This window comes from Streptomyces shenzhenensis (assembly GCF_021462265.1).
Lineage (GTDB): Bacteria > Actinomycetota > Actinomycetes > Streptomycetales > Streptomycetaceae > Streptomyces > Streptomyces shenzhenensis.
This window is the reverse complement of sequence record NZ_JAJONF010000003.1, coordinates 54,562-77,828: the sequence shown is the minus strand read 5'-3', so window position 1 is coordinate 77,828 and position 23,267 is coordinate 54,562. Positions and strand designations below refer to the sequence as shown.

General features: G+C 68.7%; 14 protein-coding genes. 6 read left to right on the top strand and 8 right to left on the bottom strand.

Annotated elements, in window-relative coordinates; translation table 11 throughout:
• Window positions 1-39: 39 nt before the first annotated feature.
• The 4 genes from LQ326_RS04940 to LQ326_RS04925 all read right to left on the bottom strand — a co-directional run bounded on the left by LQ326_RS04940 (window position 40) and on the right by LQ326_RS04925 (window position 4,104).
• Window positions 40-1,251 carry an McrC family protein gene (locus LQ326_RS04940; RefSeq protein ID WP_234532962.1) on the bottom strand — a complete coding sequence of 404 codons (1,212 nt, stop codon included), beginning with the start codon at window positions 1,249-1,251 and terminating at the stop codon, window positions 40-42.
• Window positions 1,248-3,074: a DUF4357 domain-containing protein gene (locus LQ326_RS04935; RefSeq protein ID WP_234533597.1), complete on the bottom strand. Its 1,827-nt coding sequence runs from the start codon at window positions 3,072-3,074 to the stop codon at window positions 1,248-1,250. Before LQ326_RS04935 ends, LQ326_RS04940 begins: the two co-directional genes overlap by 4 nt.
• Window positions 3,075-3,268: 194 nt before the next feature.
• A complete protein-coding gene (locus LQ326_RS04930; RefSeq protein ID WP_234532960.1) occupies window positions 3,269-3,628 on the bottom strand; it encodes a hypothetical protein in 360 nt (119 codons plus the stop codon).
• A complete protein-coding gene (locus tag LQ326_RS04925) occupies window positions 3,625-4,104 on the bottom strand; it encodes a hypothetical protein (protein WP_234532958.1) in 480 nt (159 codons plus the stop codon). Before LQ326_RS04925 ends, LQ326_RS04930 begins: the two co-directional genes overlap by 4 nt.
• A 233-nt stretch (window positions 4,105-4,337) precedes the next feature.
• On the opposite strand from LQ326_RS04925, the gene LQ326_RS04920 reads away from it, so the two are divergent.
• Window positions 4,338-4,565, top strand: coding sequence for a hypothetical protein (locus LQ326_RS04920; protein WP_234532956.1), 228 nt, complete (start codon window positions 4,338-4,340; stop codon window positions 4,563-4,565).
• A 30-nt stretch (window positions 4,566-4,595) separates the two neighbouring features.
• Here LQ326_RS04920 and LQ326_RS04915 read toward each other — a convergent pair whose 3' ends face one another.
• The 3 genes from LQ326_RS04915 to LQ326_RS04905 form a co-directional block, all read right to left on the bottom strand.
• Window positions 4,596-4,859 carry a hypothetical protein gene (locus LQ326_RS04915; protein ID WP_234532954.1) on the bottom strand — a complete coding sequence of 88 codons (264 nt, stop codon included), beginning with the start codon at window positions 4,857-4,859 and terminating at the stop codon, window positions 4,596-4,598.
• Window positions 4,860-4,923: 64 nt separating this feature from the next.
• Window positions 4,924-6,216: a PIN-like domain-containing protein gene (locus tag LQ326_RS04910; protein ID WP_234532951.1), complete on the bottom strand. Its 1,293-nt coding sequence runs from the start codon at window positions 6,214-6,216 to the stop codon at window positions 4,924-4,926.
• A 147-nt stretch (window positions 6,217-6,363) separates the two neighbouring features.
• Entirely contained in the window at window positions 6,364-6,801 is a 438-nt protein-coding gene (locus LQ326_RS04905) for an ATP-binding protein (protein WP_234532950.1), read from the bottom strand.
• A 587-nt stretch (window positions 6,802-7,388) separates the two neighbouring features.
• Between LQ326_RS04905 and LQ326_RS04900 the strand changes: the two genes are divergently transcribed.
• From LQ326_RS04900 to LQ326_RS04880, 5 genes are all read left to right on the top strand, one after another.
• Window positions 7,389-14,177 carry a DUF3320 domain-containing protein gene (locus LQ326_RS04900; RefSeq protein WP_234532948.1) on the top strand — a complete coding sequence of 2,263 codons (6,789 nt, stop codon included), beginning with the start codon at window positions 7,389-7,391 and terminating at the stop codon, window positions 14,175-14,177.
• 1,576 nt (window positions 14,178-15,753) lie between these two features.
• On the top strand, window positions 15,754-16,269 hold the full coding sequence (locus LQ326_RS04895) for a hypothetical protein (protein WP_234532945.1): 516 nt from the start codon (window positions 15,754-15,756) through the stop codon (window positions 16,267-16,269).
• A complete protein-coding gene (locus tag LQ326_RS04890; protein WP_234532944.1) occupies window positions 16,262-16,873 on the top strand; it encodes a hypothetical protein in 612 nt (203 codons plus the stop codon). Before LQ326_RS04895 ends, LQ326_RS04890 begins: the two co-directional genes overlap by 8 nt.
• Before the next feature lie 521 nt (window positions 16,874-17,394).
• Complete coding sequence (locus LQ326_RS48235; RefSeq protein WP_234532943.1) at window positions 17,395-17,700, top strand: hypothetical protein; 306 nt, start codon at window positions 17,395-17,397, stop codon at window positions 17,698-17,700.
• Between the two features lie 43 nt (window positions 17,701-17,743).
• Window positions 17,744-21,997, top strand: coding sequence for a NucA/NucB deoxyribonuclease domain-containing protein (locus LQ326_RS04880; protein ID WP_234532941.1), 4,254 nt, complete (start codon window positions 17,744-17,746; stop codon window positions 21,995-21,997).
• A 62-nt stretch (window positions 21,998-22,059) separates the two neighbouring features.
• Here LQ326_RS04880 and LQ326_RS04875 read toward each other — a convergent pair whose 3' ends face one another.
• Window positions 22,060-22,698, bottom strand: coding sequence for an SMI1/KNR4 family protein (locus tag LQ326_RS04875; protein WP_234532939.1), 639 nt, complete (start codon window positions 22,696-22,698; stop codon window positions 22,060-22,062).
• Window positions 22,699-23,267 lie beyond the last annotated feature (569 nt).

Here is a 23,267-nt window from a genome sequence, read left to right as displayed (position 1 = left end):
AGGCGCCCTCCCCACCCTGAACGGACACTCGGCAGTCGATCATACGCGCTGAGTGTTCACCAGCCGGGCGGCCACCTTCTCCACGTCCGAGAGCAGCCCGGAGGGTTCCTGGTCGAGGTCGAGGGCGTGCTGGTGGATGACGATGCCCGCGTGCCGCACCGTGTGGGCCGCGTGCGGCGCGTTGCCCTTGGCGTACACCAGGTGGCCTTCGCGCAGGCCCAGGGCGGTGCAGTAGGCCAGCATCTGGTAGAGGTCGGCGTCCGGGAAACCGTCCCGTTTCTCGGCCTTGTATTTGGCGTCCACCACGGCGCACGGGGCACCGCCGGGCTCGTACAGCACGAAATCGGGCCTCATTCGGATCGCGGCCGCCTCGTCGAGGTGATGCGGATCCTGGAGCCGCGCCGAGTGCCCGAGACCACGGCATGCCTCCCGCAGCGCCACCGTCAGGAAGTCCTCGAAGAGCTTGTTCATGTCGAACAGGAACCCGTCGACGTGCAGCCCGCCGGGCGCGTGCTCGACGGAGGCGTTCTCCAGGACGGCTCGGGCGAGACGCAGGGCGTGCTGGTAGCGCGCGTTGAGGCGGTTCGGCTGCCAGGCGGGCAGCGGCCGACCGCGCACGATCACCGTGACATCGGCCAGGCGGGCGCGCTGGTGGAGCAGTCCGCGACGCACGTCGTGGGGTACGCCGGGCAACCGCAGGAGGCGCTCGACGGCGGCGCGCAGCAGGCGGTTCTCCGCGATGTCGGTGGTGAACTCGTCGTACTCCACCTCCACCGGCAGCGTCGCCCCGAACCGCCGCCGTATCTGCTCGGCTTCCCGGATGCGGCCCCGGACGACCAGGGACGTCTCCTTGGTCACCCGGTACCCCTGGAGGAGCCCCTGCCGCAGGGCCCGGTCGATCTGCCGTTCCACGGCATGGGCGAGCGCGGGCACCAGATCGCGATGCTCGGTGACATCTACCTCCCCGTCTCGCCATCCGCCCTTCGGGGCGAGGCTGTACCCGAGCAGGAAGAACAGCCGGGCGATGGGGACCTTGGGGGCGACGCGTACGGTCACCGGCCCGTCGCCGCCCGGTACCGCGACCGCCACGGCACCGACCTTGCTGCCGGCCCGCAGGGACCAGTGCCCCGGGACGTACGGATCGGGGGCCGCGTCCACGATGTCCCCGGCCGCCAGTGCCCGTCCGACCGCGTCCGGCAGCGGGACGCCCACGGCCGGTGCGTGCTCGACGAGTTCGATGACGTGCGTCACCCGAGCGAGTCCCGCAGAGCCGCGAGACCGTACCGCTTCTCGATGTCCACGCCCTCCCCGTAGTGGTATTCCTCCAGCAGCGGAAGGATCTTGGTCCGCCACGTCCGCTCCAGGCCGCCTTCCCGATAGACACCGGCCTTCATCAGATACGAGGGCCCGATACGGAAGTCGGCATCGTCGATACGGGAGTTGAGCCGGTCGAGCAGGTTGGCCGGCTCGGCGTCGCGGCCCTCGCGCGCGAGCCAGCGGCGCAGCAGCCCGCTCGTCGGCTCGGTGCGCGGGGACAGTTCGACGAAGGCGAAGCGGCGGCGCATCGCCGCGTCGACGAGGGCGATCGACCGGTCGGCGGTGTTCATGGTGCCGATCACGAAGAGATTGGGCGGCAGCGCGAAGTCGTCGCCGGAGTACGTCAGCCGGACCGACTTGTTGCGGTACTCCAGCAGGAAGTACAGCTCGCCGAAGACCTTCGCCAGGTTGGCGCGGTTGATCTCGTCGATGATCAGGAAGTGCGGGATGTGCCGGTTGCCCTCACGCGAGGCCAGATCGGCGAGTTCACGCAGCGGGCCGGCGGTGAGCCGGAAGGCGACCTCCCGGCTCTGCGGGTCCTCCTGCGGCCGGAAGCCCTCGAAGAAGTCCTCGTACGCGTACGAGGGGTGGAACTGCACGAGCTTGACCTGCTCGGGCCCACCGCCGAGGAACTCGGCCAGCTTCAGGGCGAGATACGTCTTGCCGGTCCCGGGCGGGCCGTACAGCACCAACTGCCGTTCGTCCCATAGCAGATCACGCACCTCGCGCAGCCAGGCGGTGTCGTGCACGAGGAGTTCGCGGGCCAACTCGTCCGTGGGCTCGGGCAGCTCCAGTTCGCGCCGGGCGGTGAGCGCGGGGATCTCCACGCTCGGGTCGCGATCGGCGGCCTCGGCCTCCTCGATCAGGTCCTCGTCGCTCATCCCCAGACCGTCGATGAGATCCTTCACCGCGGTCAGATCGACGACGTCATGCTGTGCGGAGAGCTTCTGCTGGAGCGCCTCGGGCAGGTCCTCGTACGCGTGCCCGTCCTCCGCCCAGTCCACTGCCCTTTGCAGATCCGACGGGCCGTCCTCGGGAGTGAGCTGCGCGGCGTCTCCGGTGATCTTGCCGATGTACAGCCGGCCGCCCGAGATGGTGCACATGGTGTCGCCGGGCCGCATCCGGGACAGGAACATGTGCAGTTCCTCGACCAGCTGCACCTTCTGGTTGTACGTCGCGGTGGAGGCGTAGTCCTCCTCGACGGCGGCGCGCAGCCGGTCCTTGCTGATGCCCTGCTCGACACCCTGTCGCAGGTGACGTGCTCGCAGGGTCACCAGCCCCTCGGGCAGCCACACACGCCGGACGAGATCGAGGCCGGAGACATTGGAGCCGCGTACCAGCCAGGCACGGTTGGGTCCCCACCACACCTGGTCGAGATAGTCGGAGAGCGGATGGCCGTCGGCGGTCTTCCACTCCAGCCATCCGTTGGCACTGCGACCGACCAGGATCTCGGCGGCGGCCGACGGCGAGTTGCACTCGACGTCCCGCGTCGTCTCCAGCCAGCCGGGCCAGTCGGCAGATTCCGCCAGGACCCCTTCGTCGATCAGTCGCTGCCTCAGCCGGTAGGACGACGGCATGCGCACGGGGAACGAGGGCACCACCTCGGACCGGCCGGGAGAGCCGGCCAGGACGACGAACTTCTGGCTCCCGTTCGTCCCCTTCTCGGTCAACAGCCGTCCCCGGGCTTCGGGGCCGCCGTTGGGTAGCCTCAGCCGGAACTCCGGGTACGGCGTGCCGTCGTCGGCCATGGTCACCATTTCCCCCATTCGTGCACAGTGCGTTCAGTGAGAACGATAGGGGGCACCGCTGACAATGGGTGCCCCGAGCGGAGTACGTACCGGGACGCGGCACGCGCCCTCAGGCGTCCCCCGTCGACGTGACGGAAGTCGTGCCCGGCCTCCCGCGCAGGGCGACGAGGAGTGAGTGTTCCGCCCTACCCGGCTGTCCCGGGTCAGCGCTGGTCTGTGGCTCGCGGGTGCCCCGTACCTGCGAAGGTGATCCAGCAGGTCTCCCGGGCCGTGTCGAGGAGGTACCAGATGCGGCCGCCGCCGGTCACCTCGATCTGCCACTGCTCGCAGGTCTGCCCGCGGTGGGTGCCATGCGCGAGGCCGCCCTTGAGGCGGTGGTGCCGGGGAGTCTCGGTGGCCGGCCTGGGGGCCGTGCGCATGGTGGTCCAGGCGCGGTAGGTGTTCTCGCGGGCCTGCTGGGCCAGGTTCTCCCAACCCTTGGCCGAGGCCGCGTCGGCGAACCGGACTTCCCAGTGGCCCTCTGGTGCCGGAGGTGCGGCGCGGTCACCGCGACCCGCGGTCATGCCACGTCCTGAGGGTCTGGTACCGGGCCGTAGTCTTCGCTGTGATCCCTGGTCAGCGCGGCCAGCAGTTCGGGGTCGGAGTAGACCTCGGCGGTGTGCTGCCAGGCGATGAGCAACTGGGCGACGGACGCGCTGTTGCCGAGGGAGTCGGCGGCGCGCATGGTGTCGACCAGTTCGACGGCGAAGGCGTGGAGATCGGGCTCGGGCAGGAATCGGACCCACGGGAATGCGTCCGGCAGTATGTCGAGGAGCAGTTCCATGCTGCCCGGCTCCCGGCGAGCCATCGCGACCAGCATCCGGGTGGCCGCCGACACCACGGTCTGGTCCTGCTCGGCCCGCGACGCGGTGGTGAGGACAAGATCCTCGCCGTCTCTGCGGTGCAGGAGCAGTCTCGGCGATTCCTGGAGCCGGGCAAGCGTCTGCTTGTTCTTGTTCACCAGCTCGGAGAAGTTCACGGCTGCACTCTCGGCACTCATGACTTTGAAACTACTTCGAAACTCGACCTGGCGCTATCACCCAGAAGAGGGGCGCGGGGCGGTGGACCGGTTACCCGCCTCGCGAACGGTCGGCCGCAGGCAGCCGGTCCCGGGTTCTCTCGCCGCTGTCGAGCATCGCAGCGGGTCGATTTCCGCTTCCGAGCTGCTCCGGCCGCCTGGGGCCCTGCCGCCGTGTGCCATGCTGTGGCGGATTTTCGGAAGGGGAGGGTGAGATGACCGAGAAGCCGTTGACGCACAAGCAGGCGCTCGCCGCGGTGATCCAGGCACTGGGAGGCAGCTGGGACACCGAACGTGCCGTACTGGCTCTACGAGTCGCCGGGTACCGGCCGGCGGACGACGATGCCGCGGGCAAGGAGGCCCGCCGCAACCTGCGCGAGCTCGCCCAGGACGGCGTGATCGTGAGGCCGGACCCGGGCCAGGCCGTCTATCGGCCGGCGTAGTCGCCGCCGCAGGGCTCCGGCACTGATCCGTCAAGGGACAGCGGGCTCCTGGAAGCCGTTCGTGGTGATGTGGGCGATGGCTGACGGGTGGCTCGTCAGCCACTCGCCGCACACCCTCCAGCGGGGAGAGGTGCCGTCGCTGAACTCGGGTCGCACTTCCGCGACGAGCTTGTGGTCGCAGTCGCCTCGTGAGGCCATGGAGCAGATCACATCGCCCTGTTGCTCAACGGCCGGTACGTACGGGTGGATCGACAGGATCGGGGAGCGCATCTCCCGCGCTGCTGCATGAGGCATGACGCGGAGGGTAACAACGCGGCTTCGCCGACTTCCTACGTGCCGGGAGATACCCGGTCGGCGGTCACGATTCGTCCTCGTCTCCCAGCTCGTTGACGAGCGGTACGAGGAGGGGGTGGACGGAGAAGCCGGACGCGCGGCCGGGGCCCGCGTCGTATTCGGCCTTCAGGACCTGGACGGCCGACTCCGGGATCTTGCCCAGGTTGCGCAGCAGGCCGGTGATGCGGGTGACCGGCTTGGTGAAGCCTTTGAGGGAGCGGCCATCGGGGTAGTGGCAGATGTCGTAGACGCTCTTGGCGTCCGCGACGCCGTCCATCTCGGCGGCGTACTTGATGACGGCGACCCGGTCAGCGTAGTTCTCGTACGTCAGCCGGTCGAAGAGTTCCTGGAGCGCGTCGGTCGTCCAGCCCCCGTAGGTCCCGTCCTCCGTCCCGATCCGCTCGACGCGTTCGATGTCCTCGACGGATCCCTCCCGGAGACCGAACTCCAGGATCGGCGCGGCGATCTCCAGGAACTGCTTGGGCGTGAGCATGAAAAGCCGGCCGCCACCCCGGGTCCTCAGCTCCTCGGTCAGTTCAGGCCGGGGGCCGCGGTTGAAACCCTGCTCCTTGCGCCACCAGTCCTCTTTGACATCCGCTGTCACGAACAGCACGTCGCACTGGCGGCGGCCGGCCTCCCGGAGGATCTGCTCCCACACGAGATAGTCGGCGGCGGCTCCCACGCCTTCCTTGGTCTTGTCCATGTAGCCCGGAGGCAGCCGCTTCTCGACGCGGCGCATGCCCTCCGCGATCGCCTTGTCGTGGTCCCGCGGATCCAGTGGAGCACCGACCCGGCCGTCGAGCGCGGGCTCCAGTTCCGCGATGACCGGATCGGAGCTCGTGTCGTGGGTGATGTTCTGCCACTCACCCTCGCCGACCTTGACGATCGCCTCCTGCACGTCGTCGAAGACCTCGTTCAGCTGGCTGCGCAGGCGGTCGGTCTCCTCCTCCGGCAGGGCCACGCGATTGGCCCAGGTACGCAGGGTGCGCTCCGCCTGGTCCGCGTGACCGGCCATGTCCTCGGCGGCCTGCGCACCGGACGACCGCGCGTCGCTGAGGGTGCTCTCGCGGTTCCGCCAGAACTCCACGAGGACCTGGTGAGGCACCCACAGCCGGTCCTCCACGGCGCCGAGAGCGCGCAGCAGGTCGCCGCGCGCCTGCTCGGTGTAGCGGTACAGGTTCAACAGGACGTTGGCGTCGGGGGCGACCAGACCGTGGGTCAGTACGGAGGTGAAGTCGTCGGTGGTCGGGGTCCGGAAGGCGCCGAAGTCGTCGAAGAGACCTCGGTTGTCCGCCCCGGCCGTCGTGTCCTCTGCCACTGCGCCCCCGTCATCGCCGTATGCCACGTCCGAGAGGCGTACCGTCCCGTCCCCTCGCGTTCGCCTGCCGGGACCGTAGCGTGCCGAAGAGGGCCATCGGGAGTGAACGGGCAACTCTCGCAGCTCCGTTGGCGGGAACGTCGCGTGTCAGCCGGGCCGGTGGCGCACCTCCGCCCAAACGGTCTTGCCGCCCGGCGGATGCGGTTCGGTGCCCCAGCGGTCGGCCAGCGCGCCGACCATGAGCAGACCGCGGCCCGTCTCCCTGTCCGTCGCCGAGTCGGGTGGTACGACGGGGAGTTGCCCGCCCTTGGCGTCGGTGACCGCGATGCGGAGGAGGCCGGTCGTGGTGTCGAGAGTGAGGGCGAGCCGGAAGTCTCGGCCCTGGACACGGCCGTGCAGGGCCGCGTTGGCGGCGAGTTCGGCGACGATCTGCTCGGCTCGCTCGCTCACGTCGGGTGACAGGTCCCAGGCGCGGAGCTGGGTGGCGGCGAGGAGGCGGGCGAGGCGGGCGCCACGGCGGGTGGAGGACAGGAGCTGGACGAACGTCGCCATGGTGCCGGTCGGTTGGGGAAGGGTTGCGCTCATGGGACCACCGTGGCGGGCGCGTGGGGGCGCGTTCCAGGGGCGAGACCCGTACGGTGCGTCAGCGTACGGACACAATCGATGGACGGTACGCGGGGTCTTCCGTCACACTGGGTGAGTTGATCGCGGGGAACGGCACGCGTACGTACCTGGAGGTGGCCACGTACGACGAACCGTGTCGGCGAGAATGACGGCGACGACTGCCTGACGAGCCGTGAGGCGGAGCGGGAGCCCGATTCGTCCGACAGTCTGCGGACATTCGGCGTCGTCGTCCAGGCCCTGCGGGAGCATGCCGTGGACCGGGCGACGGAGTGGGTGGTGCTCCCTTCGTTGTTCCTGTCGCTGTTCCTGAAGGACCTGCGCGCCGGGCCTACCGAGGTTTCGTGAGCGCTGGGAAAACCGTTCGTAGGTAACGCTTCACGCATTGGTGCGCTGACCGTAGAATTCCGCATCCAGGGGGGATCAGCGGGACTTGTGCGGCCACCAGGACAGTACGGACGTCTGTGGCCGCGCTTTGCGTTGGCGGCAGGGGGCATTGCCGTCGAGGCCTGTGCTCCGTTGGCCCGGAGGCGACGACATCAGGGACCAGCGTGACGAACTCGGGTGACTTCGGGGGCAGCCAGGAGCTCGACCGCCTCAAGGCGATGCTTGAACACTGGCGCACCTCTCTGGTGGACCTGAGCGGCCGCAACCGGCTGCTCAATTTCCGCCACACCAAGTCGGCGACATTGGAGATCTCGGCCCCGTCCGCGCGGGAGCTCGTCGAAGGCCTGGGCCGGGGCTGGGACTTCGCGCCGCTCCCCGACGAGGAGCCCGCGGCTGGGGAGGGCGTGGGACCCGGCGACGTGGTGCTGGCGAAGAAGGGCGACCGGACCGACGGAATCGTCACCCAGAAGACCACCGCGCCGTCTCTCCTGCGCGCGTTGAACAGCTTGCGCACCAAGGCGACGCAGGTCTTCAACGACTACGGCCTGTGGACCCTCAGCCTCGGCGTCGGCATGCTCCGCTGGTGTGAGGACGGAGCCGAGACGGGCAGCGACGCCCCCCTGGTCCTGATCCCGGCGGTCATCGAGCGCACGCGCAACGGCCGGATCCGCCTCAGGGCGAGCGACGACGAGGAACCACGTCTCAACCCGGCCCTGAGAGTGAAGCTGCAGCAGTTCCACATCGACTGGACGCCGGTCGCCGAACAGGACCCTTCGGACCTGCAGGCGGTGCTCTCCGCCGCGGCCCGCGCGGTGGCGGGCAAGCCGGGATGGCAGATCTCCGACCGCGTCGTACTCGCGCTCTTCGCCTCCCACAAGGAGTCGATGTACCAGGACCTGCTGGACAACGAGGGCCGGGTCCTCGGCAGCGACCTCGTACGGGCGATGGCGCTCGGCCCGCGTTCCGGACTCGCCTCCGACCGTTTCGACTTCGAGGAGATCGAGCTCGACCGGATCGACGAACTGAGCCCGCCCGAGGACAGCCCGCTGGTGCTCGACGCCGACGCCTCGCAGCGGCAGGCCGTCGCCGCGGCCGTGGCCGGACGGTCGTTCGTCCTCGACGGCCCGCCCGGCACCGGGAAGAGCCAGACGATCACGAACATGATCGCCGGTCTGATGCACGCGGGCCGCAGTGTGCTGTTCGTCAGTGAGAAGGCGGCGGCCCTCGACGTCGTCCTCGACCGGCTGAAGTCGGTCGGACTCGACTCGTACGCTCTGGCCCTCCACAGTCACAACACCAGCCGCAAAGCGGTGGCCCAGGAACTGGGCCGGGCGCTCGGGGAGGAGCCGCGCGCACCCCAACTGTCACAGCAGACCCTGGCGCAGGCCAGAGAACTGCGCCTCGCGCTCAGTGCCTACGCCGAGGCGATGAACGAGGTCCGCGACCCGCTGGGACGGACCCTGCACGACGTGCTCGGTCGGGTCGGCCGGCTGTCCGAGGCGCCGGTGGCCTACCTGAGCCATGGTGACGACACCCCTACGGGTGCGCGGGCGACGTTTCGCGCCGAGACGCTCAGCGGCGAGGACCTGCGCCTGATCGTCGAGGCGACGAAAGCCATCTCCGACGCCTGGGAGGCGGTCGCCGATCCGGCGTTCCCCTGGCGTGGCCTGCGGGCCGGCCTGCCGCATCCCCGCCCCGCGCTGGAGCAGGCCCAGGCGGCGCGGGACGCACTCGCGACGGCGGTCGGCCGGTACCGGGATCTCGCACCCGAAGGAGTACCCGTCACGGACCAGAGCGGAATCGACCGTCTGATCGGGCTCCTACGGCTGCTCGACGTGCGGCGTCCCGTGCCGGAAGCGTGGCTGACCACGGATGCCTTCGCCGACGAGGTGGACGACCGGGTCGACGCCTTCCTGGCGGAACTGCGCAAGGCACAGCGCACCCGCACCGCCGTCCGAGCGACGGTGGGCGAGCGCTGGCAGGAGCTGTCCACCAGGCTGACGGCTGAGCCGGGAGAGGCCGAGAAGGCGCTCTCGACGATGGCGCCGCGCGGCCTCGACCTCTCCGGACTCACGGAAGAGCGAGCGCGACAGCTCGCCGGGGAGTTCGACGAGACCGCTGGTGTGCTGGAGCGGACTCTGCGGAGCCTCACCCGCGTCAGCCACCTCACCGGGCTCACGCATCCCGGCAGCCCCGCGGAAGCACGTCATCTGTGTGACGTGGTCGCCGTGGCCGCCACCGAACACCGCCCTCTTGAGCAGTGGCTGGTCCCCGACGGCCCCGCGCGCGCGGAGGAGGCGGCGGTCGGGGCCATCGCCGACGCACTCGCTGACTTCTTCACCCGACGGGACCAGGTGCTTTCCGCCCAGGCCCTCGCCACGGACCACGCGGGCCCCGGATGGGCCGAACTGCGTCCGGAAGTGAGTGCGGAGCGACCGGCCAACGAGCAGGCCCTCGCCGCACTGGAACCGCCCGGCGCCGACATCGCGGCGCTGACCGGCCGGGAGGCCGCGGAGCTGGCGGAGCGGTTCGACACGCTCGCCGGCACCCTTGAGACGGCCGCCGGGCACGCCGACTCGGTGGCCGACCGCCTCGGGTGCACTCGGCCGAAAGCAATGTCCGAGGCCGAGGACCTGGCCACGCTCGTGGAACTGGCCACCGCCTCGGACCGCACGCTCGACGCCTGGCTCGACCCCCGGGCGCTACCCGGGGTCCAGGCAGCCGTCGCGGAGATCTCCTCGGCCGCCGAGGAACTGGCCGCTGCGGCTGAGGCGGCACACGGGACCTTCCTGCCCGAGGTCGTCTCCACACCCGAACTGCCCGAAGCCGTCCACCGGCTCATGGCGGGCCGCCAGGGACTCGCCGGCATGCTCTCCAGCGGCATCCGGGCCGACCGGAAGCTGGTGGCCCGTCTGACTCACGGCGGCTCATGGCGTGCCGAGTTGTACGACAAACTGCCCCTGGCCGACGCCTGGTACACCGCGCACCAGAAACTACGGTCGCTGTCCTCGACCCACGCCGAGCTGCTCGGACGCCATCGGGGCACGGCTCTGCCCGACGTCCCGGCCCTGCGCAGGGCACTCGCGCACGCCGAATCGGTCCACGCACTCGCGCCGGAAACCGTCGCCGACCCCCACCACCGGAGCCTGCTGGCAGCTCATCTGGCCGACGGCCGAGAGCCGCAACCCGCACTCGTCGAGCAGGGCACGGCGCTGCGCGGTGAACTCGCCACGTGGCGAGCGCACTTGGACAGTCCATCGCCGGCACCGCAGGCGGCCGACCTCGCCAAGCTGCCACTCGACGCCGCCGCCCGCTGGCTGCGCGCCCACCTCGCCCCGTTGCGACAGGCCGTCGCGCTGCTGGACACCGTGGCCTCGGTCGGCCGCCGCGACAACGGCCCCGGTTCCGAACACACCCTCGCCGCCGCGCGCGCCGCGGTCACGGCCGCGCACGCGGCCCAGAAGGAGACAGCCGCGTTCGACGCCCAGGCCGTATCCGACCGCGGCCTTCTCGGCCCGTGGTACGGGGGACTCGACACGCAGGCGGACGACCTGCGCGAAGAGGCGCCCGACGGCGTAACGGGATACGAACCTGTGGGAGAACTCCTGCGCCGCGGTCTGGACCTGACACGACAGCGACCGGGACCGTACGCGACGGAGCAGCAACGCGAGCTGCTGGGCCGCTACGTTCCGCAAGGGCGCCCCGACACCGAGGCCCTGCGGGCCGCCTTGGACTCCGCCCGGCTGACCGCCCGCCTCGCGCCCGACGCGCTCACCGACCCCGCGCGCCGGAGCAGCCTCGTCGACGTACTGGCCGACGGCAGGCCCGAACCACGCGAACTCCTCGCACAGACCGATCAGATCCGCCGTGACCTGGACCTCTGGCAGGAGTACACCCGGCAGCCGCAGATGGCCGCGGTCGGCACCGTACTCGCCGGTGGCCCGCTCGACCGGGCGGCGAGCTGGCTCCGGGCACACGTGGAGCCCTTCGAGGACGCGGCCGACCTCATCCGTTCCACCGCCCGCGCCATGGAGGGGGACGAGGGGCTGACCCTGTCCCGGGCCAGGGAAGCGGTGGCCGCCGTCGTCTCCGCCCGTGCCGCCGAGTCCGGTTTCGCCGAGAACGACGCCGCGAACCGGAGCCTTCTCGGCGCCCTCTACCGGGGTGTCGACACGGACCGTGACGCGGTCCGGGACGCTCTGGACTGGTCCCAGAAGGTCCGCCGTGCCGCACACGGCGGTCACTCGGCGTCCCTGCCGCAGGCAGCGGCCCGGCTGATGCTGACCGCCCCCGCCGACCCATCGGTCGCGGGCCGCGCCGACGACTGGAGCCGCCAGCGCGAGGCACTCGCCCAGTACTTCGAGCCCGAGCGCGCGGAGGAGCTGCGACGCGAACTCGCCGGTTCCCTCTCCGCGGCCGAGTCCGTCCTGACCCGCCTGGACCGCGACCCCTTCGGCCCGGAGGCGTGGATCAGCCGCACCGACGCACTGGCCTTGCTGCGCCGCTACCACCTCGACGGGCTGCCCGACCAGCTCGCACGCCGAGAGGTCTCCGCCGAGGACTTCCCCGCCGCGATGGAGCGTGCGGTGCTCACTGCCTGGGTCGAGCACCAACTGGGCACGGACCAGAGGCTGAAGCCGATGCGGGCGGTGGAACGGGACCAGCTGGTGGAACGGTTCCAGAGGGCGGACCAGGACCTGGTGGCAGCGGCGCACGCCGAGGTCATCGCAGCCTGCAACGCCCGCCGTCCGCGCCGGACGTCGGTGGGGCAGGCCGCGGTGATCCGCCGCGAGGCGGAGAAACAGCGCCGCCACATGCCCGTACGGCATCTGTTGACGCAGACCCGCGACGTCGTACGGCTGGTCAAGCCCTGCTTCATGATGAGCCCGTTGACGGTCAGCCAGTTCCTGCCGCCGGACTTCGAGTTCGATGTCGTCGTCTTCGACGAGGCGTCCCAGGTGCTGCCCCAGGACGCGGTGAACTCCGTCTACCGGGGCAAGGCCCTCATCGTGGCGGGCGACCAGAAGCAGCTGCCGCCGACCTCGTTCTTCGCCGCGGCCGGCGACGGCGACGACGGCGACGAGTGGGACGAGGACGCCACCGACGGCTTCGAGTCCATCCTCGACATGTGCAAGGCCAGCGGAGTCCTGCGCGGACTGCCCCTGCGCTGGCACTACCGCAGCCGGCACGAGAACCTGATCGCCTTCAGCAACCACGACTTCTACGACAACTCCATGGTCACGTTCCCGGGCGCGCTGGAACAGGGCCCGGACATCGGCGTGGAGTTCATCAAGGCGGACGGCGTCTACGACCGCGGCGGTAACAGCGACAACCCCCTTGAGGCCGCCAAGGTCGCCCAGCGGGTCATCCACCACTTCGACACCCGCCCCGCGCACACCCTCGGCGTCGTCGCGCTGTCGAAGGCACAGGCGGAGGCGATCGAGGAGGCGGTGCAGAAGGCGAGGGCGGCGCGCCCGGACCTCGACCACCACTTCACGGAGGGCCGGCTCGACGGTTTCTTCGTCAAGAACCTCGAAACCGTCCAGGGCGACGAGCGCGACGTCATCATCCTCTCCATCGGCTACGGTCCCGACCACCGCGGCAAGCTGCTGTCGACGTTCGGCCCCATCAACAGGGAGGGCGGCTGGCGGCGCCTCAACGTCGCCGTGACCCGTGCCCGGCGCCGCATGGAAGTCGTCGCCTCCTTCCACGGAGGCGACCTGCCGGACAGCGCCAACAAGAGCGTGCAGCACCTCAAGCGGTACCTGCAGTACGCCCAGCTGGGTCCCGCGATCCTTCAGACGCAGGCCGCCGATCCGGACGCGGCTCCGGAGAGCCCCTTCGAGGAGGAGGTCGTCGACGTCCTGCGCGGCTGGGGGTACGACGTCCAGCCGCAGGTGGGGGTCGCCGGTTTCCGCATCGACATGGCGGTACGGCATCCGGGCGCGCCCGGCACGTACGCGCTGGGCATCGAGTGCGACGGCGCCATGTACCACTCCTCGCGGGCGGCTCGCGACCGCGACCGGCTCCGGGAAGCGGTCCTGCGCGACCTGGGCTGGCGGCTGCACCGGATCTGGGGTACGGACTGGTACCGCAACCGCCGGGACGCGATGGCGCGGCTGCGGGCCGCGGTGGAGGCGGCGTGTGCGGAGGACCCGCACGCGGTGCGGGTGACGCCACCCGTGGGGCCGGACGACAGCGGCGGCGACCGCGGCACCGGTGGCAGTGATGGTGGCCGTACGGCGGAGGTCGCGGAAAGCTCCACGCGCGCGGGGGCCGGAGAACCGGCAGAAGCGACTGAAGCGGCAGGCAGTCCGGTGGCCCCGCGAGTGGAGTTCGTGACGGTCGACGCCGGCCCCGCGCCGTGGAGCCGCCCCTACCAGGAGGTCTCCCCCCGCCTGCTGGCAGAGGTACGTGACAGGTCCAGCAGTCGGCTGGGCCTGTGGGGCCTGGAGTTGCAGGACCCGGACGCCCTCGACGTGGTGGCGGACGTGGCGCTGTGCGTGGTGGAGGTGGAAGGTCCCGTCGAGAAGGAGGTGATCTACACCCGGGTCCGGCTCGCGTGGGGCATCGGACGAGCCGGCCAGGTGGTTCGCGACCGCATCGACCGGGCTCTTCGCCGTCTGCTCAAGCAGGGCAGGATCGTCCACGTCGGTACGGCCTACGACATGCCGGGCCACGAGACGGAGTTCGCCCGCACGCCGACGGAGTGGTGCGCCCGACGGGTGGCGGAGGTTCCCGCGGCAGAGCGGCGGTTCGTGCTCTGGAACGTGGTCGACGAAGGCCCCGGCGTGCACCGCGAGGACCTGCTGCGGGAAGCCGCCCGCTTCTTCGGGTGGGCGCGGCTCGGAGCCGACATCCGGGACGCGCTGACCGCCGACATCGACGCGCTGACCGCCGCCGGGGACCTGATCGAGTCGGAGGGCGGTCTGATACCGGCGGAGGGTTCTTGATCCGTTGCGGTGGGCTCTTCGCGAACCTGTTCTCGTAAGAGCACGGGCTGCGGCCGCGCTCCACGGTCGTACCCCATGAAATGGCGGTGGGGGGACGGGGGCTTAGCGGTTGGAGTCCGGCTTGGGGCCTACAGCCAGTGTCAGCAGTCTCACAATCACCGGCCGGCTACGGAGGATGCCGGCCGGGCCGTGACGGGGCTGTCAGGCGCGGTCCTGGAGGATGAGCGCTCCGATGTGCCCGGCTTTCGGGGCATCCGCAGGGGCTGATGCGCGGGCCCTGATCGGTAAGGTCATCGGCGCCCTGAGCTGACCCCGGCCGTGCAGAGGCCCCCAGACGGCCCGCCACAGCTTGTGTGTACTGGGGCATTTGTGTCAGGCCGCGGGTATCTGGCAACGGGTTTCAGGAAGCCGCGAAAACCTTGCGGCTGTCGGTGTGGACGATGAGGCCGGACTGGCTGGCGGCGGCCGAATCCTCAGGAGACGCCGCGTTCGGAGCCGGGGGCCCTTCTCTTCTCTTCCAGCCAAACCTTGGGTACGCGTCCGGGCCGCGCCGGTGCAGTGGAGGCCGGGTTCGCCCGCCTCGGCAATTTCGTCGAGCAGGCTGATCTCCTCGGCGGCGTCGTTCACCGAGCTGCACAACCGCGGCCAAGGGCGGAAACGCGACGAAGACCCAGCTGGTGTCCGAGGACAAGCACGGCAGGAAGCGGATGGCGCCCCTGGGAGCCGCCTACGATGCCGAGCCCGCGCCATACACGGTCTACGACCTCATTGTCGCCCCTGACCGGGACGACGCCGCCCACAGCTCGGCGCCCGAGCACCGCCAGGGGCCGAAGACCAGGTCGCGCTGCTGCCTTCGCGGTGTTCTCACGCAGCGCATCGGGCCTTATCACCACGCCCTTGCTGTCCACCGGCAAGATCAGCGGTGTGGCGTCGGCGCAGGAGCGGGCACGAGGGCGTCGTTGAACGCGTCGATGTCCGCTCCGACACCGACAGCGAGTTCCTGGACCCGCCGATTCCCGATACCGGCGCCGGTGACGGCGCTAATCCACCCACGGGCGTCGTGCGTCCGTCTGCGTCAGGGAGCAGCGCACCGGGTGCGAGTGAACTCCGCGCCGCGAGCCACCGTTGCGTGCTGGGACATCGTGGGTTCAAGGGCCCCTTTGGGGCTCCTGTTTTCAGTCGTCCTCTTGAGGTGTGGTCCGTGTCGCATTACTGGATGAAGGTCGTTGATACGCAACCGATCAGCCTCATCTTACGGTCACTTGACTACCCCTTTGGCTATAGATTGCTCATGTGCGGTTTATATGCTGCCTCTCGACTTTCCCTTGACGTTTTCTTTAGTCGATGGCTTTCGGTCATGCGGTCGTCGGCTCACGGTTAATCTCTGTGAAAAGTTCCACGCCGTGACTACCTTGGCGTCGGCGTTCCGAACGTGTGAGCGGATCGGTGGGGCGATGGCCCTTCTACCGGCACTCCGCAACCGGCTTGGATCGCGCTGCCAGCGGTGGGGGGAGTTCGTGCTGGAACGGCGCCATCTACCCACCTGTGACGTGCTTTTCCAAGGGGGGTTTCACACATGTCGAAGCTGAGAGCAAGCCTGCGTGCTGTCACGGCTGCTGCGGTCCTGACCTTAGGCGCGATGGCCGCGCCGCAGGCGGTGGCCGTCGGCCAACCCGCCGTTTCGGTCTCACAGAGAGCCGACGCGGCCACACGGGCCCTTGTCCAGGCCGACCCACAAGCCGCAGTCGCGGCAGCTACCGTCTGCGGATCCGGTTACACGTTGTTCCGAGCTGTTGCCCTTCCTCAGGATGTGGACCCCAGCCTGCGGCTGGCAACGCTGTACTCCTACGAGAACGCCGGCAAGGGGTGCGCCATCCTCGACAACAATGTCGGGAAGTCGCAGTACATGTACCTGCACGTGTGCAAGGTGGACGGCACCGGTTGCGACACGGACTCCGGGAGCTTCAGCGAGTACGCCGGCCCCGTCAACGTCGCCAGCTCTGTCTGTGCGACCGTGACAGCGAAAATGGGCCAGAGCTCCAGCAGTTTGTACATCAACTTCACGTCCGAGTATATGTTCAGCTGTGACTGACCACCTGCCCGGAAAGAACCGGGCCTCCGCGCACCTTCTGTTAATTGCCTTGGTAGTGGCACCACTTGCTCTGACTGCCTGCGGCACCCAGACGAGCCGTCAGCCCGACGGCTCCTCCTCGCTGCGGTCCTCGGTAGCTGCCGGGGCAGCACCCAAGCCGTCGGAAACGGCTGACAACCTCAGCAAGGCAGCGCAGAAGGCAGTGGCCCAGCGCGCGGCCGCCGCCCCCAGCGGGGATCCCGTCAGCCCGACGAACTCCGCTGTCCCGGGCCCCGGTGACTACGGGTTCGGCAAGGCCGCGGCCGCGGCAGCGGGGGGCGAGGTCATCGCGTACACGCCGCGCTTGGAGTCGGGGAAGGTCGTTGTACCGCTGACCATTCAGAACACCGGTGACAAACGGATGACTTACACAGTCACCGTGACAGTCGTGGGTGGCCAGCGGACATCTCCCTTCTCTGTGACCGCGAAGGCTGACGGTGTTTGGCCGGGAACCACGTGGCCGACCAAGGCGGACATCACGGCTTCCGGCCTCAAGGAGGCGGCGAAGGGTTCGAAGATCAGCTTGAAAGTCGTCAAGGACGACCCGTTCGGCAACGCCCAATGACTTGTCATGCACGCCTCGCGCCTGGCGCGGGCTGCCACGAGCACTCCACCCCTTTGTAGCTCCGCGCCCGGTAGCGGAACCCATGCAGCCGAGTGCGTCATTGCCCTCGGCTGCATCCAGGCAACCGTCGCAGGCGCCGGAGCCGACAGTCTCGTTCTCGCAGCACGGTAAGACCAGGGTCCTGTACTACGGCAAGACGGAAGTGGATGCCATGCCCGTGGGCGGCGGCGTGTTCACGACCGTCACGGTCTTCAACGGCGCTGGCGGCCTGTCCATTACGACATCGATGTCAGCATCGGCGACGGTGTCGACTGGGGCGCCTCAGACAAGTTTTCGCATCGAAGGCATGCCCACCCGCGGCGTCAAGAGCCAGGCCAGTACTGCAGGCGGACCACAACTCGGACCCATTCCGCAGCAATCGAAGATCTACATAGGCGCGCTGGATACCTACTCAAGGTGCGGGCGAGGGCTTCTTCGGGCTCGGATCGGCCGCAGGGACGCCCGGCTCGCACGCCGGACGGGTGGCAGTGGACGCACGGCGCCGTGACCACCGGTCCATTCCGCTGAGGCCAACAACTGCAACAGCTGTACTGACCACTTACTGGAAGGACAAACCGGTAGATCATGCGCTCTCCATCACAGAGAAGAAGGAGGAGGGGACAGTCATCCGCACTGGTTATCGCCGCAGCAACCGCGTTGATCGCTTCCACCTTCACCACGAGCGCCGCACAGGCGGCGATACCGAACCCGCCGAAGAAGTCGGCGCAGAAACAGGCCGTCACACCAGAGAAGGGGTCCGTGTCGGCGGTCCCCCTGAAGGATCGTGACACCGTTCTCGGAAGGGGCTGGAAAACCTCCGCGGACCGGGCCGTGACCGCCGTCGCCGACAGCGACGGGCTCCATCTCCTGGTTGCCGACAGCAGGAACGGCTACAGCTGGAAGACGGCTGCCGTGCTGAGTGAACCCCAACTGCCGGCCGACACCTGGATCGGTAACAGTTGCGTCATGGACGACCACCACGCGGCCGTCGTCTACGCGCCCCGCACCTTCACCAACAAGCCCGACCTGATGATGGGCGGCGCGTTCACCGCGATCGTCGACCTGGACGACGGCAGCGTCACCAAACTGCCGTTCACCGCATCCCTGGCCTACTTCGACCCCACGTGCAACCCGGCCACGCACACCGCCGTCTTCACCGCACTGCGCGACACCAGGACGCGCCTGGTCACGGTGAACACGAAGGGCGCCACGATCGCGGACACCACCGCCAAGGGCGAGATAACCTCCGCCGTCCCCACCAGGGACGGTGTAGTCGCCGCCGCCGGGAACCAGCTCGTGCACGTCGACCGCAAGGGCAGGACAGCACAGCTCGCCACCACGAAACACGCTCCGTACGACATCCATGTGGCCGGTGACGGCACGGTCAACTACATCGACCGCACCGGCGACACCGACGCCAACGTACAGACCTACGTGCACGGCGAGAAGACGACCGTCGCGAGCGGCAAGCTCACCGCGATGAACCTGCGCCAGGGCACCGACGGCACGGTCTACCTCATCGGAAAGGCCCGCCACGGCAAGAACTACGCGGCCGGCGGCATCAAGGCACTGAACGTCTCACCCGACGCGGAACTCTCCACCCGCGGGCGCCTCGCCGTCGACCCGGTCGTCTCCCCGGCCGTGCGGGCGGGTGTCGACAACGTCAAGAACGCCGGTCGCGACTTCACCGGCACCGCGACCAGGGAACCCTCGGCCGAGACGACGACAGGCCACAGCAGCCATGCGCTGACCGTCACGGGCACGGTTGCGGGCACGGGCCGGCACACGAAACAGCAGATCGCCGAACCCGGGGCCACCGCAGGTGGTAGGCCGTCGCCGGCCCTGACCGGCTCCCCGAAGCCGCAGATATCGACAATGAGCATGCTGACCCCGGCCGACGACGACGCCAGGGCACACGACCCCGTCGACACCGATGCCTGGTGCTCCGTGCCCCGCAATGACGTCAAGACCCAGGCCCTCCAGCCGACACCGAACCAGGTCGAATGGGCCGTGGACATGGCAGTCCGGAACGATCTGCGCTCCGGCTACCTCACCCAGGGCGGCTGGCGTTCGCAGACGGGGCTCTCCACCATCGATCCCCAGGGCCTGTTTCCCGCTCCTACGCTGAACACCGGCAGCGGACAGCGCATACCCGCCCAGGTCGAACTGGGCGTCCTCGCGCAGGAGTCCAACCTGTGGCAGGCCGAATCCGGTGCCATTCCAGGCCAGACGGGCAGCCCGCTCGCGGCCGTCGACGGCTACTACGGCCATCAGACCGGCGGATCCCTCGACGACTTCTGGACCATCCACTGGGACAAGTCCGACTGCGGCTACGGTGTCGGCCAGGTCACCGACGGCATGCGCAAGGCCGGATACGAGAAGCCGGGCGAGACCTCCCGCCCGGTAAGCACGCAGCGCGCGATCGCCATCGACTACACCACCAACATCGCGGCCTCCCTCTATATCCTCGCCGACAAGTGGAACGAGGTGCACCAGTCCGGCCAGACGATCGCCGTCAACAACGACGACCCGGCCAAGCCCGAGAACTGGTTCACCGCCGTGTGGAACTACAACCTCGGCTTCAACAAGAAGGCGGACGCCGGAACCAACGGCAACTGGGGCCTGGGCTGGTACAACAACCCCGCCAACCCCGTCTACCCCGCATCCCGGCTGGCCTTCCTGAACACCGACCTCGACCCGCTGGCCGCCAGGGACGCCGCGCATCCCCAGAACTGGCCGTACGAGGAGAAGGTGATGGGGTGGGCCGCCTGGTCGCAGGACACCGGCCACTCCTACGCCACCTCGGGTCGCCAGGACTGGCCCGGCGAGTCCGGCTTCTCCTCCGCCGGCTTCTACCCCGCCACCTGGAACGGCACCACCGGGACCGTCATCGACCCGGCCAGCGGGAAATACCGCCGGGCACACATCTCGCCGCCGCTCGACGCGTTCTGCAACACCAAGAACAACTGCGACGCGGCCAACCCGCCGGACTGCCCCGACGCGGCCTGCTACGCCCAGTACTGGTGGCACGAGTCCAACGTCACATGGAAGTCCGACTGCGTCACCAGCTGCGGCTTCGAGCACATCAAGTATCAGACTCTGGTCAGTGAGCCCGGCCGCGGCTACCGCCTGCAGTACGGTACGCCCGTGTGCTCCGGCGCCCCATCGGGGGCGAAGGTCGTCGAGTCCGTTCCGGCGGGAACCGACACCTGGAGCGACTGCGGAACGACGGCGACGGACGGCTCGTTTCAGTTCACCTTCTATCCCGACCCGAACGCGACCGGGCCGGGGCTGGGGCAGTACGCCGCGAAGGCCGACCTGCACCAGATCGGTGGCGGCTACGACGGTCACTTCTGGTACGCCCATGAACGTTCCCCCGATCAACTGGGCGGGGCCCACGGCAAGATGACCATCGACGGCTCATGGAAGCTGAGCGGGCCTCTCGACAAGAACCAGGCCATGGTCTACGTGAACATCCCAGACACGGGAGCGCAGACCCAGGGAGCGGTCTACGAGGTCGTCACCGCCCTGGGCATCGAGAAGGTGACGATTGATCAGTCCGCGAACTCGTCCAACAAGTGGGTTCCCCTCGGCGCTTTCCGGTTCAACGGCATGACTCCCGAGGTAAGGCTTTCGAACACCACCAGCAATGGAACCGCAGACAAGGACATAGCCTGGGGTGCGGTCGCCTTCGTTCCCGGCGACTTCGACGTGCCCGGGGGCAGGATTGCAGGTCTGGAACTACCTGATCCGGACGACAACGCACCGGACGTCGACTTCGTCGATGACGACCAGCAGAAGCAGCCCACCCCCGTCGGTCTGGAGTCCAATCCGCTGTTCCGCTCGCTCACAGGGGACGACTCGTGCTCTGGAAGCCTGGAAAACGGTCAGGGTCGCCAATGCGTCACTTTCAAGCCGCTGGCCAAGCCGACGACAGCGGTGGGAGTCACCCCTGCCGTCAGTGTTCCCTCCACGACCCTGGTCACATGGTGCGCTCAAGTAGGTCTGACGCAGACCTACACGATTGAACGGCGTGAGGGGTGCCTGGCGTTCACCACAGTGGTCCACTGGACGAAGAAGGACGCCGACGGAGCCGTGGAGACCGCTTCCGCCGCATTCAACGTGTTCGTCGAGACCAAGACGGCGAACTCGGCGACGTTCACGGAACGCATGTCGATCGTTCCCGTTGATATGGATGCCGTTCTCGGCGCCGTATCAGTGGACTACTGGGACACCCCGTGTACCCCTGACTGCGATACGACATACACGACGAACTGGAGTGACGCGACGTGGGCCAGCGTGGTCGACAACCACTGGGCCAGTGCGACGAAGGCGAATACCTGGAATACGCCGACAGCCGGCACGTCCCAGGAGTTCGATCGTGGAGTGTATCTGAGCTTCAAGGCCGACAGTCCCGAATGGAAGGGCCTCGTTCCGGTCGACAAGCCAGAGGTATCCCTGTTTGATCAGGTCCGCTGTGACAACGGGGTATCGGTCCCGAACTCAACCGGTTGCATCTTCGCCAAGCACATTCCGACGTTCACCCTGAACACCGCGAAATACCCCGCTGCTGCCGCCTACTACTGGCTGCTGAGGGAGGAGTTGCCGTCGCATCCGGGTAGCGAGGAACACGGGACACCGCTCCACCGGGAGAGGGACGGAACAGTGCGGGAAGCGAACAGGCGGAAGGTGTGCCCCACGTCATACACGCCCAACACCGCGGCGACGCCCGAGGCGACGACGAACAGTCCCGACGGCAGGCAGTGTGACGAGTTTCCGTTCGCCGCGACGAAGGAGAGCGGTGGCCAGTCCATAACCAACGGAGATGAGTGCGTCCAGCTGTACGCCCAGAAGAGCGATAGCGACGGGAAGTGGCGCTTGTACCCGGACGGGGGATACCCGCCATCGACGTGGAAGGAAGTCTGTGGCCGGGCTTCGATGTCGGCGAAACAGAACGAGGCCGCGGGTCGGGGCCTCTCAGCCTTCTACACGAAGGCGCGGATGGCCGACAATGATGCTTTCTACATCAAGGCGCCGTCAGTGGAGGGCTGCCGTCCCGATGAGATTTGCGTGGTCACCCCGTAGTTCCTGATCCGCTTGGCAGGGCGGTGGTCCGACGCGTCCGCGCTTCGGACCGCCGCTCCCTCCTATCCCCACATTACGAAGGCATGGTCATCGCTGCCGGAGAGACGAGGTGTTACCGGATCGGCATAGCCGGGCAGGCGGATTTCTGTCCCCTCGGTCAGGGCGGCGAGGAGATCCTGGAACATGTGCGACAGGCTGTCCCACACCTTCACCGGGCCCTCCGTGTCCCCGGCTTGCAGGCCGTAGAGCACGTTTCCGAACCGGTCTCCATCACGGTGATCGACGATGAGCTTGCCTCCGGTGATGTCCGTGGCAATCGGAACCCACCGGACATGGAAGGCGTATCCGTACATCCCGTCATAGATATCACGCAGGTCGGGATCTTCCGACTCGTTCTCGTCTACCCACTCCGCAATCGCTTCTTCCAGGGCTCGTTGACCTGTACGCATTCCCGCCGCGTCGTGCAATATAAACCCTTCGGGGAGAATGACGCCGGGGCCGTTGTGGCCCTTCGCGGCCGTGACGCCGTTGTGACGTTCCAGCCACGCCGCCAGATCGGGGTGTAGAGGGAACCGACGGTCGGCGATGGCATCGATGTCCTCCCGCGTGGCCGGTGAGTTCAGGGCGGCGTGGTCAGCGGGTGCGTTTTCCTCCAGCCATGCGTCGAGGCGGTCGAGCACAACGTTGAGGTCGTCAGTCATGTGAGAACTCTACGAGTTACCGGTGTGGTTCGTCCCTGTCCCCGGCCCCGCGGTGCCGTGGGACCCATGCTCAGCTCGCCACCCGGTTCGGGAGAGCGCTGGCGACCGCTTGTCGCTCAGGGGAAGCCGTCGGACATGGCTGCGTTCTGCTCATAGGCGCGAAGGATGACACCGCGGAGGGCCGACTGCTGCTCGGCACCGTGTCCTTCATGTCCGCGTGGACACCTGTCTGCGAAGGGCCGCAGGGTCTGGCGTGGCCCAGAGCGGATCACGGCGTCGACCGAAGAGGCGTTCCTTGTGCGGTTCCTCGCCCAGAGTGCGGTGCCCGACGCGCGCATGGCCGCTGTCGGCGAGGCGGTGCGCTTGGTGGACGTCGTCACCGGTTCCGCCGCCATCCTTGCCCCCGACGGAGAGGACTGGCTTGCGCGTGGGGGCGGACCGGTGAGGCTGCGGGAGCGGGTCGAGTGCGTCCTGGACGACTGCGACGCGGCTGGCGCGCCGGGCGGAGGCCTTCACCCCAGCACGTGTACGACGGCGGACAGCATCTGCGGCAGCCACAGCTACCCGAC